The sequence below is a fragment of the Streptomyces sp. NPDC029041 genome, from assembly GCF_040637515.1.
In the GTDB taxonomy this organism is placed as follows: domain Bacteria; phylum Actinomycetota; class Actinomycetes; order Streptomycetales; family Streptomycetaceae; genus Streptomyces.
Genome location: NZ_JBEZWO010000016.1, coordinates 1 through 13,579 on the forward strand (window position 1 = coordinate 1; position 13,579 = coordinate 13,579).

The 13,579-nt window shown below is 67.9% G+C and carries 14 protein-coding genes, 1 tRNA gene and 1 pseudogene; 10 read left to right on the plus strand and 6 right to left on the minus strand.

Annotated features, from left to right (window positions below; translation table 11 throughout):
• Positions 1–74: 74 nt before the first annotated feature.
• The 3 genes from AB0F04_RS32310 (at position 75) to AB0F04_RS32320 (ending at position 2,340) form a co-directional block, all read left to right on the plus strand.
• A complete protein-coding gene (locus tag AB0F04_RS32310; protein ID WP_362048122.1) occupies positions 75–1,223 on the plus strand; it encodes a hypothetical protein in 1,149 nt (382 codons plus the stop codon).
• Between the two features lie 134 nt (positions 1,224–1,357).
• Complete coding sequence (locus AB0F04_RS32315) at positions 1,358–2,083, plus strand: site-specific integrase (protein ID WP_362048125.1); 726 nt, start codon at positions 1,358–1,360, stop codon at positions 2,081–2,083.
• Positions 2,084–2,145: 62 nt separating this feature from the next.
• Positions 2,146–2,340 (plus strand): hypothetical protein, encoded by a 195-nt coding sequence (locus tag AB0F04_RS32320; RefSeq protein ID WP_362048128.1) that lies wholly within the window; start codon positions 2,146–2,148, stop codon positions 2,338–2,340.
• A 116-nt stretch (positions 2,341–2,456) separates the two neighbouring features.
• Here AB0F04_RS32320 and AB0F04_RS32325 read toward each other — a convergent pair whose 3' ends face one another.
• On the minus strand, positions 2,457–3,086 hold the full coding sequence (locus AB0F04_RS32325) for a class I SAM-dependent methyltransferase (RefSeq protein WP_055607563.1): 630 nt from the start codon (positions 3,084–3,086) through the stop codon (positions 2,457–2,459).
• A 321-nt stretch (positions 3,087–3,407) separates the two neighbouring features.
• Here AB0F04_RS32325 and AB0F04_RS32330 point away from each other — a divergent pair, with 321 nt between their 5' ends.
• The 3 genes from AB0F04_RS32330 (at position 3,408) to AB0F04_RS32340 (ending at position 5,684) form a co-directional block, all read left to right on the plus strand.
• Complete coding sequence (locus tag AB0F04_RS32330; protein ID WP_362048131.1) at positions 3,408–4,781, plus strand: hypothetical protein; 1,374 nt, start codon at positions 3,408–3,410, stop codon at positions 4,779–4,781.
• A 78-nt stretch (positions 4,782–4,859) separates the two neighbouring features.
• Positions 4,860–4,932 (plus strand) — tRNA-Gln (locus AB0F04_RS32335).
• 167 nt (positions 4,933–5,099) lie between these two features.
• Positions 5,100–5,684 (plus strand): YrhB domain-containing protein, encoded by a 585-nt coding sequence (locus tag AB0F04_RS32340; protein WP_362048134.1) that lies wholly within the window; start codon positions 5,100–5,102, stop codon positions 5,682–5,684.
• Here AB0F04_RS32340 and AB0F04_RS32345 read toward each other — a convergent pair.
• The 3 genes from AB0F04_RS32345 to AB0F04_RS32355 form a co-directional block, all read right to left on the minus strand.
• Positions 5,666–5,863, minus strand: coding sequence for a hypothetical protein (locus AB0F04_RS32345; protein ID WP_362048137.1), 198 nt, complete (start codon positions 5,861–5,863; stop codon positions 5,666–5,668). The genes AB0F04_RS32340 and AB0F04_RS32345 overlap by 19 nt on opposite strands.
• A 20-nt stretch (positions 5,864–5,883) precedes the next feature.
• Positions 5,884–6,447: a hypothetical protein gene (locus AB0F04_RS32350; RefSeq protein WP_362048139.1), complete on the minus strand. Its 564-nt coding sequence runs from the start codon at positions 6,445–6,447 to the stop codon at positions 5,884–5,886.
• A 475-nt stretch (positions 6,448–6,922) separates the two neighbouring features.
• Positions 6,923–7,816 carry an alpha/beta hydrolase gene (locus AB0F04_RS32355; protein WP_362048141.1) on the minus strand — a complete coding sequence of 298 codons (894 nt, stop codon included), beginning with the start codon at positions 7,814–7,816 and terminating at the stop codon, positions 6,923–6,925.
• Positions 7,817–8,039: 223 nt separating this feature from the next.
• Between AB0F04_RS32355 and AB0F04_RS32360 the strand changes: the two genes are divergently transcribed.
• Positions 8,040–8,405, plus strand: coding sequence for a hypothetical protein (locus AB0F04_RS32360; RefSeq protein WP_362048144.1), 366 nt, complete (start codon positions 8,040–8,042; stop codon positions 8,403–8,405).
• A gap of 383 nt (positions 8,406–8,788) precedes the next feature.
• On the opposite strand, the gene AB0F04_RS32365 is transcribed toward AB0F04_RS32360, so the two are convergent.
• Together AB0F04_RS32365 and dapA are read right to left on the minus strand one after the other, a co-directional pair.
• The gene (locus AB0F04_RS32365) at positions 8,789–9,430 is read right to left on the minus strand and encodes a maleylpyruvate isomerase N-terminal domain-containing protein (RefSeq protein ID WP_362048146.1); all 642 of its coding nucleotides are present in this window, start codon (positions 9,428–9,430) and stop codon (positions 8,789–8,791) included.
• Between the two features lie 179 nt (positions 9,431–9,609).
• On the minus strand, positions 9,610–10,536 hold the full coding sequence (gene dapA, locus AB0F04_RS32370; RefSeq protein WP_362048149.1) for a 4-hydroxy-tetrahydrodipicolinate synthase: 927 nt from the start codon (positions 10,534–10,536) through the stop codon (positions 9,610–9,612).
• 71 nt (positions 10,537–10,607) lie between these two features.
• On the opposite strand from dapA, the gene AB0F04_RS32375 reads away from it, so the two are divergent.
• The 3 genes and pseudogenes from AB0F04_RS32375 (at position 10,608) to AB0F04_RS32385 (ending at position 13,465) form a co-directional block, all read left to right on the plus strand.
• Complete coding sequence (locus tag AB0F04_RS32375) at positions 10,608–11,546, plus strand: LysR substrate-binding domain-containing protein (protein ID WP_362048152.1); 939 nt, start codon at positions 10,608–10,610, stop codon at positions 11,544–11,546.
• A 63-nt stretch (positions 11,547–11,609) separates the two neighbouring features.
• Positions 11,610–11,747 (plus strand): annotated as a pseudogene (locus tag AB0F04_RS32380) (IS5/IS1182 family transposase); the annotation flags it as partial.
• Positions 11,748–12,349: 602 nt separating this feature from the next.
• Positions 12,350–13,465: an amidohydrolase family protein gene (locus tag AB0F04_RS32385; RefSeq protein ID WP_362048155.1), complete on the plus strand. Its 1,116-nt coding sequence runs from the start codon at positions 12,350–12,352 to the stop codon at positions 13,463–13,465.
• Positions 13,466–13,579: the final 114 nt, after the last annotated feature.

Sequence of the window (13,579 nt, forward strand, 5' to 3'; positions counted from 1 at the left end):
GCTGGTGCCCCGCGGGCGGGTGCTGGTGCTGGTGCCGACGCTGGATCTGCTGGCGCAGACGGCGAGGGCGTGGCATGAGGTGGGGCATCGGGGGCAGCAAGCGCGCGTTCACTGCGGAGCGCTTTCCGGGAGAAACCTGGCAACAGCGCTGGCAGAGGAGCCCTGCCCACGGCCAGCACATTGCGTCGCAGGGGTGGAGGGATGCCTTCGCAGCCTGGGCCCGCCCGGAAGGGCGAGTATCGCGCCGTGAAACGCTTCTCGTCGGGGTGCTGGCGCTGCTCTGCGCGGATGCCGTCAGACCCGACCCGGAGTTCCTCATCGGGTCAAGATCGCGGCATCTTCGGCCGGCTCTGGAGACCACACGCGACCCCGAGGGGTTCGCCCGCTTGAGGGCTTCACTGCCGACCAACATCTCGGCTGCGAATATCTCGTCCGGGCTGAAGACCATTGCGGAGATCATGGCCTGCCGGGGCGGCGCCATCGAGGACATCGTCGTCGGCGACCTGCTGCTCTGGCAAAGCAAGAATCCGAGGAACAGCAATGGACGGATCCAGCTTGCCTACACCTGGCTACGCGACTTGGGTCTCTTTCCAGCAGACGCACCGCACACGCTGTTCCGGATCTCGAACCGTACGGGGCAACTCACCCCGGCGGACCTTGTCGACCGCTACGAACTGCAGTGCCGTCCGATCCGCGATCTCTTGGTCGCCCACCTCTCCCATCGGTCCGTAGGGCTCGACTTCACGACGCTGCAGGCGCTCACGATCTCGCTGGCGCTTCGGTTCTGGGGCGACCTGGAGCGGCATCATCCGGGCATCGACTCTCTTCGGCTGCCTGCCGAGGTGATCACTGCCTGGAAGGTCCGCCTGGCTACGAAGACCGTCCGCAAGCGTCTGCCCGATGGATCATTTCGGGAGTTCACAGAGCCACGCCGAGGTGCGATCAGGATTAAAACCCAGGTCAGAGCCTTCTACCTGGACCTGGCGGAGTGGGCAGTGGAGGACCCCGGCCAGTGGGCCGCCTGGGTGGCGCCCTGCCCGATCAGCGAAGCCGAGTGCTCGGGAAGAAAGGCTGAGAAGCAGCTCAAGGCCCGCATGGACCAACGTACTCGCGAGCGCCTGCCGGCCCTGCCCACGCTGGTGAAGACTGCTGAAAGAGGCCACCATGCGCCTCGATGCACTCAACGCTGCCCCGCTCGGTTCGGATTTCAGCGTGCTTGGTGAGACCTTCAGAGTCCCGCGCTTCAGCAAATGCGCTGACGGGCGCCCGATCCATGCCTGGGACGCGAAGGGCACCCGGCGCTCATTCGCGGGTGAGGAACGCAGCACATTCCTGGGGGTGGGCTGCCATCGAGATCTTGCGGCACACCGGCATCCGCATCGAGGAACTCCTAGAGCTGGGGCACCACAGCATCGTCAGCTACAAGCTCCCCACCACCGGACAGACCGTTCCGCTCTTGCAGATCGCCCCGTCGAAGACCGACCAAGAGCGACTTGTCCTGGTCACGCCGGAGCTGACGGACGTGTTGAGCACGGTCGTCTCTCGAGTCAGAGGCTCGGACGGGAGAGTCCCCGTTGTCCGTAGCTACGACCACTACGAACGGGTCTGGAACCCGCCGATGCCTCTCCTGTTCCAGGATCGCTCTGGCGGCTACCTGCGTCCGCTGTCACGAGCGACGATCCGTCGGGGACTCGACGTCACCTTGTTGGCCTCAGGTCTGACGGACAGCGCGGGTGACCCCCTCATCTTCCAGCCCCACGACTTCCGCCGGATCTTCATCACGGACTCCATCCTCAAGGGCCTGCCCCCTCACATCGCCCAGGTCATCGCTGGTCACGACCACATCGGAACGACGATGGGATACGCCGCGATCTACCCCACTGATGCCATCGAGGCACACCGAGCGTTCATCGCCCGGCGCCGGGCTCTGCGGCCTGCCGACGAATACCGCACCGTCACCCCTGAGGAATGGGAGAGTTCCTCGGACACTTTGAGCGCCGCAAGCTCGCCCTGGGCGACTGCGGCCGCGCATACGGAACTGACTGTGCTCACGAACACGCTTGCGTCCGATGCCCCGCCCTGATCGTCCACGCGACAGAACGTCCCCGGCTTGTCGAAATCCGCGACAACCTCCTCACGCGCATCTTGGAAGCCGAAAGGGAAGGCTGGCTCGGCGAGATCGAAGGGCTGCAGAGCAGCCTGCCCCGCGCCGAGGAGAAGCTAGCCCAACTCGACGCGCAGATCTCCCGGAAGCAGGAGTCTGTCGACCTGGGAATTCCTACCTTCCGGGAGATCGTTGCTCGCACCACTGCGGCGGCCACCCCGCCGGGGCCTGCGTGACTGAACGGCTGTCAATCCGGCGTGCTCAGCGGACACCGCCACAGAACGCGGCGCTTGGACGAGCTTCGTCCAAGCGGATGATCTACACCACCCCGCCCCCGGCCACGGGCTACGCTCTACGGGCGGCGGGCCAGCAGGTGGGTGTCGAGGAAGCCCCGCTCGGACGCTGGGTCGTGGAGCAACCGAGCCACCGTGACGAGTCCGGCCCCGGCCAGCAACTCGGCAAATTGCTCCGCCGGCCAGCTATAGGCAGGCGCCACCTTGTGGTCGAAGCGGACAGGCTCCGGCCCCTCGGTTCCGAAGAAGGACGCCAGGAGCAGGCCCCCTGGTGCCAAGACACGCACCTGCTCAGCGAGCAGCGCGGGCAATTCTTCAGGTGGGGTATGGATCATCGAGTAGTGGGCCAGCACTCCGCCGAGCGCGCCGTCCTCGACCGGCAGGGCCTCCATTCGTGCTTCGTCGAATCGCAGCGCCGGATGGGCCCGCCGGGCGTGGGCGACCATAGCCGGGGAGAGGTCGAGCCCGAAGGCGTCCAACCCCAAGTCGTGCAGCATGGCGGTCAAATGGCCGGGCCCGCACCCGACGTCGGCTGCCCGCAGGTTCCCCGTGCCACGCACGAGCTCGGCGAAGGTGCCGATCATGTTCCGCGCGAACGGCTGCGTCTCCAACCGATTAGCGAACATCGACGCATACAGTTCGACGACCCCGTCGTAGGCCGCCCTGGTTTCGTCCTGGTGTTTTAACACGGGAGGGAAGCTAACACCCGTGTCGTTCACAGCAGTTCTCCGGTCCCATACCGGCCCCTTCCCCGCAGGACTGATCGTCCTGTCACCTGACCACGGGACGCCCCGGTAGTTCGGAGAAGGCAGGAACCGAGGGTCTTCAGCGGTACTGGCGCAGCGCACTTGTTCCTGAGCTGTCGTATTCCTGGGCGCAAGCAACGCAGAGCGGCGAGGCAGTTCGGGGCTCAAGGGCGGCCATCGAGGGGTACGCCGAGACCAACTCTGTGACTGCGGTGTGCGGATAAGCAGTGGAGACCCGGTCGTGGTGATGACAAGGTGAGCCTCATGCCGTCGCCCACATTCGAACAGCTCCTCCGTGAACTGCACGCCTCGCTCACACTGCGCAAGCGTCCGGAAGATGTGGCCCGGCTCATCCAGGATCTGTACGCCGCCCAGGGCGCTGACCTCGATACAGCGACCGAGGTGGCGCTTGCCAAAGCGGCTGAGCACTCGCTGCGCAACCTCTGGCACGGCTATACCTCCATGCGGGAGGAGTTCGCCCGTCCGGTTGGCACACAGCGCCAACTTGCCCGCGCGGCACAGCTGTTCGTGAGCGTGCCGGACCTTCCGGAAGACGCCGGGGATGATCCAGCACAGATCGAGGTGGTGATCCGGCGAGCGGGTGAGGAGATCGGCCGCTCGTACGGGCAGAACGACTTTGGCATGGACCGCCTCAACCGGACCGAGCGCACGACGGCGGGCCTGGGGGAGATTTCCAAACGCCAGTACAACAAGCGTTTCCGGCTACTGCGCCGGATGGAAGCCAAACTGGCCCGGCTCATCCACGAGCAGCGCCGACGCGAAGTGGCCATCACCGGCAAAGGTGCCCTCGCCCACGTCCTGCCGTACGAGCTGTTCGCCACAGACCCGGACACGGCGGCCTTCATCGCCTACGTCACGGCGCGCGGCTACATGCGCAGCGTCTTCACCAACGGTCGCCAGCGTCAGGTCTACGACGAGGTCGCCGAGGCCCTGTTCCAGCGCCTGAGGAATTGCCCCGAGCGGGCCTGCTGGTACGCGGTCGCGCATGTGCACCCCACAGCTGAAGTGCTGGCCCATGTGTCCGACCAGGACCTCACCCAGCTGCTGGTTCGGTGGAACGGCTTCCTGCGCCAGACCGCCGGTCTACTGGAGGACGCCTGGAACCGGCATCCGCTGGAACGAGAAACGATGATCGTGCGCCGTGGCGATGACTCGTCGACGTGGAACCAGGCCGCACAGGCATGGAATACGGCCCGGGCCCACTGGTTCGCGCTGCTAACCGAGCTGGGGCAGGACGAGATCCTGGATCGGATTTGCCCTGGCAAGGTGCCCCGCCTGATGGCGGCCGATGTGGCGTACTGGCACCGCATGAGCGGCGGCGGGCTGCACCCGGACACCTACGTCTGGGCGGACCTTCCTCTGCCCTGGGAGGTACTGCGGGGTGAGAAGGAATGCCCACGTTCGCTCGTCGAAGCAGCTTGCGCCCGGCATCGGGTAGACCCGATAGCCGGCGCCTGGACGGCTCCCAGGCCAGCGGCTGAGGCCGTCGCCTTCCGGCGGACACCCGAGCTGGTACACGGCGTCGCCGTCGCCGACCCGCTCATGGCCAGCGCTCTCCGTTCGGCAGGAGTCTTCTCCGGCAAGGGAAAACGTGTTGCCGCCCAGGAGTGGACGTGACCGACGGCAATCTCCGCGCGTGTCCGCCCCTGCAAATCAGTTGACCCGCACAGCGGCCCAGGCAATGATCACGGTGGCGACGAGGAAGCTCTGCGGAGGAGCGCCCGGCTCTGATCCCGGGTGGACGCAGGTTCGAATCCTGCCCTCGTCGCCTCTCCTCATACCTTCCAGAACACAACGTCCCCGGCTACTGGCGCAGAGCACTGTTCCGTTGCTGTCGTGTTCCTGGCTAAGAGCATCCGTCAGACCCCTCGTACATGCCCCTGGGGCGGGCAAATTCGCTGGTCGAGAGACGGGTCGGTGCGGGAAGCTGCAAGCGTGATCGAGCGAGAGGCCGCCGTTCAGGCTGTCGAGGACCAGCTGGAGCGCGACTATCAGCAGTGGCGGGCTGCGGGTGTGGACGCGATGCGGATGGCTGTGGCCGACGTCGAGGAGCACGAGCTGGTGTGGATCGTCTCCTGGACCTCCGAGGAGTTCGTGCGCACCCGGAACCCGGATTTCATGCTGGCCGGTAACGGGCCTTACCTGGTCGACCGTGTCGACGGTGGACTGCACCGGGTCGGCGTCGTCTCCGCGGTAACCGGGGAGTGGGAGGCCGACTATCGAGCCCGTATACGTGGGCAGCCGGTGCGCACCGCAGTAGACGATCTACACGATGCGCTGTGCGAAGTCGCCGCCGCGCGCGGACGCGTGCACGCTGTGCGGACACTGCGCCAGAGCCTGCCGATGTTCTCGCCTGCGGAGGCCATCGAATATGTGAGCGCATTGCTGGGCGGTGATGCGCCCGCGCGTCTCGTGGCCCTCGCCACCAAAGAGCTCGTGGAGCCTCTCAACCCGGTACTTGCAGTGGAGACGATTCTCAGCGGGGCGGAGATCCGAGCCGGTCAGAGACCCGAGGGGTGACGGGAAAGCCAGTCGGCATGCTGATCGCGCACCCGGTCCCGTTCGGACGTGGCGAGAAAGACGTCAGCGCCACCGTCGTAGGGGTGGTGGATGCGCTGCATCCGGGTGTCTGTGATGAGGACGCACGCCACCTTGTCGTCGCGCATGAACCTACCGACGACCATGATGCCGGTGATCACGAACGAGAGACACCGACTTCTTAGCTGTCGCTTCGGCGACTGCTGATGTAGCCGGTCCAGTCGCATTTGACGAAGTTCGTCCAGTCCATTGCGTTGTCGATGCTGGTCCCGGTGAGAGCCGCAAGGATTGAGGCACGTCGGCTGCCAGCGCAAGGCGGGCAGTGTTGCGGCCGTGCAAGGTCGCCCAGCCCGAGGCGCCTGAGCTTCAGGTAGATGTACTGCGACTGGATGGGGCGGGCCGGGTTCAGCCCAGCGAACAACCACGGAATTGTGCTGGCAGCACGGTTGGATTCCCAGACGTCCTCGGCGTGATGGAGCTGCTGCCGGACTAGGTGAGCCAGCCGGGGAGGCAGCTTCAGGAAGCCCCCATCAAGTTTCAGTTGGACAGCCGAGTCCTGAACGACGACGTCGTCGATGGTCAGTTCAAGAATGCGTGTGACCTGTAGTCCCATGAGCAGGACAAGGCTGCCGATAACCCGGACGTCGAGGGGGAGCGTGGCGTCGTTGACGCAGCGCCTGAGCTGTTCGACGCGGTCGTCGTCCTCGATGAAGGTTGCCGGGTCTTCGGGGGACCGGATCGGCACTTCGAGGCTTGAGGTGAGACCGCGCTCGTTAGTCCAAAGGACGAAAACTCTGACGTCTCTGCGGTTCGGAGGGCCGCTGACCAGCCACTGTCCGAGGTGGGTCTGCTTGAGGTCCGGCAGCGCGATGCCTTGTTCGTCGAGCCAGGTCAGCAGCTCCAGCGCGCGTCTGAGTCGGTCGTCGGGGTCGGTCGAACAGGCTTGTGCTCCTGCTCTGTGGAGCCGTGGGACGATCGGAACATGGAGAGTCCTGATCCCGCGTCGCGCCGTCGCCTCCTGATGGAGGCGCTCACCGTGTTGGCGGCGTCTGCGTCAGCCCAGACGGCATGGCTGGAGAAGCACGGCGTCCTGACGGCCAGCCGCCTGCGCGACATGTCCGGCGCGGAAGAACCGGGCTCTCTGACCGCCCTGAGCGCCGCTGTTCGGGGTGATCAGCCTGACGCCGGACACTTCGCGGGCTGTCGGTCCCTGTCAGGGCTCAGGCGGTGAGTGCCGTGCGCAGGGTGGTGGCCATCAGATCGATGGCTTCTTTTCCGGCCGGTACCGGGCCGGTGTGGGTGAAGTAGTGGTCGACACCCTCGAAGCAACGGTGGGTGACCGGAACGCCGGCAGCTTCCAGGGCCTTGGCGTACGCATCACCCTCGTCGCGCAGGCGGTCGTTCTCCGCGGTGATGACCAGGGCGGGCGGCAGCCCGGCGAGGTCGTCGGCGAGTCCGGGCGACACCAGCGGATGGGTGAGGTCGGCGGGATCAGGGACGTAGGCGGCGGTGAAGATCCGCATGAGCTGAGGGGTAAGCAGGGGCTTGGCGATGGGTGACTGCTTGGTGGCCGGGTCGGCGAGCTGGTCGAGTGGTGCGGAGTCGATGATGTGGAGGCGGGGCGTGAAGGTGCCGCGGTCCCGAGCGGTGCGGCAGACCGCGGCGGTCAGGTTGGCCCCGGCGCTGTGTCCGCCCACGGCGAGCCGTGAACCGTCCCAGTTGTTGGCGGTGCCGTTCTCGGCCGCCCAGGCGGTGACGTCGTACGCCTGGGCGACGGGCACGGGGTACGGCCGCTGCGGGGCAACGGCGTAGTCCACGTTGATCACCACGCAGCCGGCCGTGGCGGCTATGTAGCGGCAGATGTGGTCGTCCTGCTGGGGGCGGGCGATCACGAACCCGCCGCCGTGGAAGTTGACATACACGGGGGCAGGGACTGCGGCGGCGGCCGACGGGCGGTAGACGGTGCACGTCACCGGTCCGGCGCCGGTCTCCACCCGGATGGATTCCGTGCGCTTCGGGATGTCGGTGAAGCGCAGATCCTTGTGCACGCGGCTCATCATTCGTCCGAGCAGCAGCTGAACCCCTCTGGCCTGGATTCCGGGCCTGAATGACATGACGGGACTCCATTGCTATAAGTTTAAAGTATCAGGATTCCTGATGATGGAGGCTCGTCACTGGTCACGCAAGGGGCAACCACGAGCCGACTGCCCAAAGGGGGATGGACACTCCAGCTGTAGCGCCCCGGCGCGCTGTGCGCCGTCAGCTGGCCCCGCGCCCCGCGAGCCGGTCGCCCCTGCCCGGATCGGCCGCCGCGTCATACGGCGCCTGGCGAAGGGCATGGACACCGGCGTCGGCGCGGCCGCCCTCGAGGACGCCCGGTTCGACGCGCGGCAGGGGCCCCGGCACAAGGACTTGGCCGACGACATCGGCGGCCCGGCGGAGCTCGCGGAGTGGGAGCGCATCGACCAACTGCTCGCCGCCGCGCCGAAGGGCACCGTCTACGCCCCGGACGCCGGCGGCTTCGTCCGGGCCGCATTCGCGGCCGAAGCCGCGGCCGCCGCCGCCCGCGAGGCCGAACTGTGCGAAGCCGCCCGGGTCGCTGCCCGGGCCGATGAGCTCCAGGCGCTGCGCGAGCTCGGCACGCTGGAGCGCACCGAGCCCCGTACCGGGGACGAAGCCGCCCGGGACGAACTCACGCGGTGAGCCGGCGGGTACGCAGGCCGATGTCGTCGGCTGGCTCGCCCACGCCCCTCGCCGCGCACCTCGGGCGGCCCTACCGCGACCCGTCCGCCCGCGCAGAAGCCGCCGCGGCACCGGGCCGCACGGCCCCGGCGGAGCCCCCTGTCGCGAATCTCCCGCCCGCGCCGGGTCGCATCGAGGCGCGCGGATGGACGGCCGCTGGGGCAGCGTTGAGGGCGTGTTCGCCAGCTAGGCTCAGAAGATCACCGATTGCAGACCGCTATGAGGGAGCCATGGCCGTCACCTACTTGGTGCTCGCGCGACTACCTGAAGGGGCCCCCTTGGCACCGGCGGCAGAACGCCGATTGCCTGGCCTTGGGGGATGGTCCGCCTGTAGTGCGGTAGACCTACAACACACGCAGGGCCTGGTAAACGTCACGCTCACGCCTGGCGAGCGCATGCAACACGGCTTGGTCGCCGTGCCGGTCCCGGGCGGCGGCAACGAGCACATCCACCGCGATGGCGAGCGCAGCATCAGGCACTCGGCATGGCGCGTCGACGCTGAGCGCGAGGTCATCGAGGTGAACCGCCAGCTCGACACAGCGGGTCTGCAGGTATCCGTCGAGCAACATCTCCTCTCCCGGCCGGTGAAGGACAGCCACCCGCCGATCGGCCGACTCCATGCCCAGCCGCTGCGACAGCCGCACCCACGCTGCCCGGGCCTGCTCAGCGACGACAGCGGGACCGGCTGCGGCAGTTTCCTCGCTGCGGGCACGCACCCCGACGTTCAGCGCAGAGTCCGGCAACGACGTATCTGCGAGCCGCGCGTAGTACCGAACTGGTGACACCGGCTCCGCACCGACTACCTGACCGTCGAGGAACCACTCGACCTGGAGGACGCTACGCGCAAGGTGGCCAGCCAGCCCACCCACTGACATCCCGGGGAGCACGGACTCGGTCTCCCAGCATCGGGCTACCTGCTCTGTGGCCAGCAGGTGCACCGCTCTCTCGGCCGCCTGCAGGTATGTCTTCCGGATCTCATCAGTCATTCGGGCATCGTCGCAATCTCATCATCACAGTCGCTGACATGTCGACGTTGTGGATCGGCCCCGCCGCCTCCGCCGCCTGGGAAATCGCCCACGTGGGGAGTGTGGCGGCGCGGGAGCGGGCGGGCCCCATCGGCTTGCATCGAAGTCCACCGGGTTCCTCCGGGGGCCACGGGCCCGTGTCAGGCCGCGGTCTCCGCATCGGTTTGGTGGGTCCTGGCGGTGGCTAGGTCCGCCGCTCGCCGGACCGAATCGGATGAGGCGGCCAGCAGCGGCAGCCGGACGGCCGGGCTGGGGATACGGCCCTGGGCGTGCAACACCCCCTTGATCACGGTCGGGTTGGGCTCGGCGAAGAGCGTGGCGGACAGCCGGGCCAGCTCGGTTCCCAGCCTGCGGGCCGGTCCGGTGGCGTCGCGCTGCCACAGGGCGATGAGCTCGGCGTAGTCAGCGGTGCGGACATTGGCGGACGCCAGGATGGCACCGCGGGCGCCCGCCGCGAGCAGTGGCGAGATGACGGCGTCATCGCCGCCGAGCACCGCGAAGCCCGGGGTCGACGAGCTGAGCAGTTCCATCGTGGCTGCGTCGATCGCACCGGTTGAGTACTTGACCCCGACGACCTGCGGTAGGTGCCTGAGGGCGTTCAGCGTGCTGGTGCTGAGGGGCTGAGCGGTGCGGTACGGGATGTCGTAGACGACCAGCGGCAGGCCCCCGTGTTCGGCGAGTGCCGTGAAGTGCGCCAGCGTTCCCGCCTCGCCGGGCCGGGTGTAGGGCGGTGTGGGAACCAGCGCCGCGGCGACGTCACGGCTTTGAGCGAGCTCCCGCAGTGTCGTGATGGCGGCGGCGGTGTCGTTGGTGCCGACGCCGACGATCAGCGGAGCTCCGTGTGCCCGGCAGGCGGCCGAGCAGATGCGGACCACGGCCCGCTTCTCCTCGGTGGTCAGCGTGGCCGCCTCCGCGGTAGTACCCAAGGCAACGAGTCCCCGAGCGCCGCCGGCCGACAGTGCCTCGTCGGCGAGGCGGGCGAGCGCCTCCGGGGCGAGGCGTAGGTCGTCGGTGAACGGGGTCACCAAAGGGACAAATAGGCCGGTGAGGTTCGCTTCGGGCTTCATGCGCCCAGCCTGACCGACCCAAACCCAACAGATCCAGTTCATGTTTCTTCGCTTACACGTAAGCTCACCTTATGCTCGATGTCCGACGCCTCTACCTGCTGCGCGAACTGGACCGACGCGGCACCATCGCGGCCGTCGCCGAGGCGCTGACCTTCACCGCCTCAGCCGTCTCCCAGCAGCTGAGCGTGCTTGAGCGCGAGGCCGGCGTACCCTTGCTGGAACGAAGTGGCAGACGGGTGGTGCTCACCCCCGCGGGCCGCACGCTCGTCACCCACGCCGACGCCGTCCTCGAACGCCTCGAACTGGCGGTCTCCGAGCTGGCCGGGGCACGCGAGGGCATCGGCGGGCCGCTGCGGATCGGGACGTTTCCCTCTGGCGGCCTCGCGATCGTGCCCGCCACGCTGGCCGAACTGGCCCAGCGGCATCCCGCGCTGGAACCGATGGTGCAGGAGATCGACTCGGCGCGGGTTTCCGACGGCCTACGCGCCGGCGAACTCGACGTGGCCCTCGTCCACGACTACGACTTCGTGCCCGCGTCCCCAGACACCACGGTTGACCAAGTGCCCCTGCTGGAGGAGCCCATGTACCTGGCCACGGGCGCCGCCACCGACACCGCCCCGGCAGGAGGTGCCGCCGCCCGCGGTGACACGCTGGTGGAGCTGCTCGGACCGTGGGCCACGGCCCCCTGGATCACGGCCCGGGACGGCACGACCGGCCACGCGATGGCTGTACGCGCCTGTCAGGCGGCCGGTTTCCAGCCCCGCATCCGCCATCAGGTCAACGATTTCCGTACGGTCCTGGCACTGGCCGCCATCGGGCAAGGCGCCGGATTCGTACCGGAGATGGCCACCGCACACGCCCCCGAGAACGTGGTTCTGACCCGGCTGCCCCTCTTCCGCCGCTCGAAGGTCGCCTTCCGCGCGGGCGGCGGCACCCACCCGGCGATCGCAGCATTCGTGGCGGCGGCGCGAACAGCGGTGGGTGCCACGGGCCGCGACTCACCTCACTGATCGCTTCAGTGAGGTGAGTCGCGGCTCTTGTGCTTCGCGATCATGGTCGGCAGGGTGTCCGGAGTGCGTGCTGATCTTGTTCCTGACGACTTGTGGGAGCGAGTGGCCCCGCTGCCGCCCGCTCCTGAACGGCGCCGCCGCTACCCCGGCCGGCTGCCTGTTCGAGACCGGGCAGCACTCGCCGGCGTCGTGTACGTGCTGTTCTGACAACGCGCCGATCTCCACCAGGGCCTGCTCGAACTGGCCCTCAGCCTCATACGCCTCCGCCGCCTGCGAACCTCATTCTGAAACGATCAGTAAAGCCCTACGCAGCTGCCGGTACACCGGCGCTAGCAGGCTGGCTCCAGCACAGCTCCCCCTCGCGGCGCGGGAGTCCAGTCGCCTGAGGTCCTGGCGCGTGCAGCGCGCCGGTGGTGCTGTCCCGCCAGGGTCTGACGCGGTGTCCAGCGCACCAGCCGCACCCCGCGTCGGGGCATGCCTGAGGGAGCGATGGCTAGCTGGCACCGTCCTTCCAGCCGCAGCTGATCCAGGTGGATGGTGCCGGCGAACAGGAAGGCGATGAACACCGCGACCGCCATGCTGCTGATCACCCGGAACGTGGGCCGTCGGACGCGACGGCCCACGACTTCGTACGTGAGCCGGACCTGAAGGGATCCTGGCCTGGGATTTCGTGGCAGACGGTGGGCTGGACCGCGTCCGTCTGAGCGAACCGACCTCGAACAGGGCACGCCGTGGTGAACGTGGGCCCGCCGACGGCCCATCGTGGTGCGGCAAACCGATGGCGCTACGGATGGGGAACGCGGATGTCCGAATCGACCCGGGCCATGCGCCGGCGCAGTCTGCTCATCGCCGGCGGGGCGTTGGCGACCACCGTCGCTGCCACGGGCGCGTCCAGCGCCCTGGCCAGGGGGGAAGCGGTGCCGCGGGGCTCGGGGAGCGGCGATGACGCCGGCCGGGCAAGGATCGACGTCCACCACCATTTCACCGCTCCGGCATGGGTCGACTGGGCGGAGCGTGAGGGCCTGGTGCAGCGGCAGGAGCTGCTGTGGTGGGCGCGTTGGGATCTGGACGCCACCCTGACGCTGATGGACCGGGTAGGAATCGCGACGGCAGTCCTCAACCCGACCATGCAGGACCGGTACCGCACCGCGGCGCAGGCCAGGGAAGGTCTCGCCGTCGTCTTCGAGGCGATGGCCGACCTGGTGGCCCTATACCCGGGCCGTTTCGCCGTCCTCGCTCCTGCTGTCCTGGACCATCCCGAAGTGACCACGTGGGCTCTCCGCCACGCCTTCGACGAGCTCGGTGCCGTCGGAGCCAGCGTGAAAGCCAACTACAACGGTGTCTACCTCGGTGATCCCTCGTACGACCGGCTCCTTGCCGAACTCGACGAGCGCGCCGCGGTCCTCTTCACGCATCCGCTCGACCTCCCGGGCGGAACACCCGGCGTGCCCACCGTCCCCGGAATTCCGAACTTCATGTGCGATTTCCTGCTGGACACCACGCGTGCTGCTGTGAACCTGATCCGTACCAGGACACTCGACCGCTACCCGCACCTGTCAGTCGTCCTGCCGCACGCCGGAGGATTCCTCCCTCAGATCGCCACCCGCATGGAGGCCTTCGGCGGCTTCTGCACTCCACCCCTCGACGCTGCCCGTGTACGGGACTACCTCCACCGCTTCTACTACGACACAGCGGGCCCGTCGGCCCCCTCGGGCACTCTGGTGGCCACCGCCGGCGCCGACCGGATCCTCTTCGGCACCGACTGGCCGGCCGCCTCCGCAGACATCATCACCGACTTCACAGTGCCGGCCATCGAGACCGACCCCGTCTTCACCGACCGCCAACGACGCGGCATCAACCGCGACAACGCGCTCCGCCTGTTGCCCGCGCTGAGGCGCGCCCAAGAGCTGTACCGCTGATTCACCAAGGAGATGATGTCCAGGACGGACAGGCGTCGGGTGAGCCGGTTGAGCACGTAGACGACGGAGAGCTGGCCGACAAACGCAGCGCGGACGTCCTCGCCTTCCGGGTCG

What these genes read in the sequence shown, in the direction of transcription:
- AB0F04_RS32310 (WP_362048122.1), top strand. Translation starts at nt 75, where the DNA reads ATGAGGTGGGGCATCGGGGGCAGCAAGCGCGCGTTCACTGCGGAGCGC.
- AB0F04_RS32330 (WP_362048131.1), top strand. Translation starts at nt 3,408, where the DNA reads ATGCCGTCGCCCACATTCGAACAGCTCCTCCGTGAACTGCACGCCTCG.
- AB0F04_RS32355 (WP_362048141.1), bottom strand. Translation starts at nt 7,816, where the DNA reads ATGTCATTCAGGCCCGGAATCCAGGCCAGAGGGGTTCAGCTGCTGCTC.
- AB0F04_RS32360 (WP_362048144.1), top strand. Translation starts at nt 8,040, where the DNA reads ATGGACACCGGCGTCGGCGCGGCCGCCCTCGAGGACGCCCGGTTCGAC.
- AB0F04_RS32365 (WP_362048146.1), bottom strand. Translation starts at nt 9,430, where the DNA reads ATGACTGATGAGATCCGGAAGACATACCTGCAGGCGGCCGAGAGAGCG.
- dapA (WP_362048149.1), bottom strand. Translation starts at nt 10,536, where the DNA reads ATGAAGCCCGAAGCGAACCTCACCGGCCTATTTGTCCCTTTGGTGACC.
- AB0F04_RS32375 (WP_362048152.1), top strand. Translation starts at nt 10,608, where the DNA reads ATGCTCGATGTCCGACGCCTCTACCTGCTGCGCGAACTGGACCGACGC.
- AB0F04_RS32385 (WP_362048155.1), top strand. Translation starts at nt 12,350, where the DNA reads ATGTCCGAATCGACCCGGGCCATGCGCCGGCGCAGTCTGCTCATCGCC.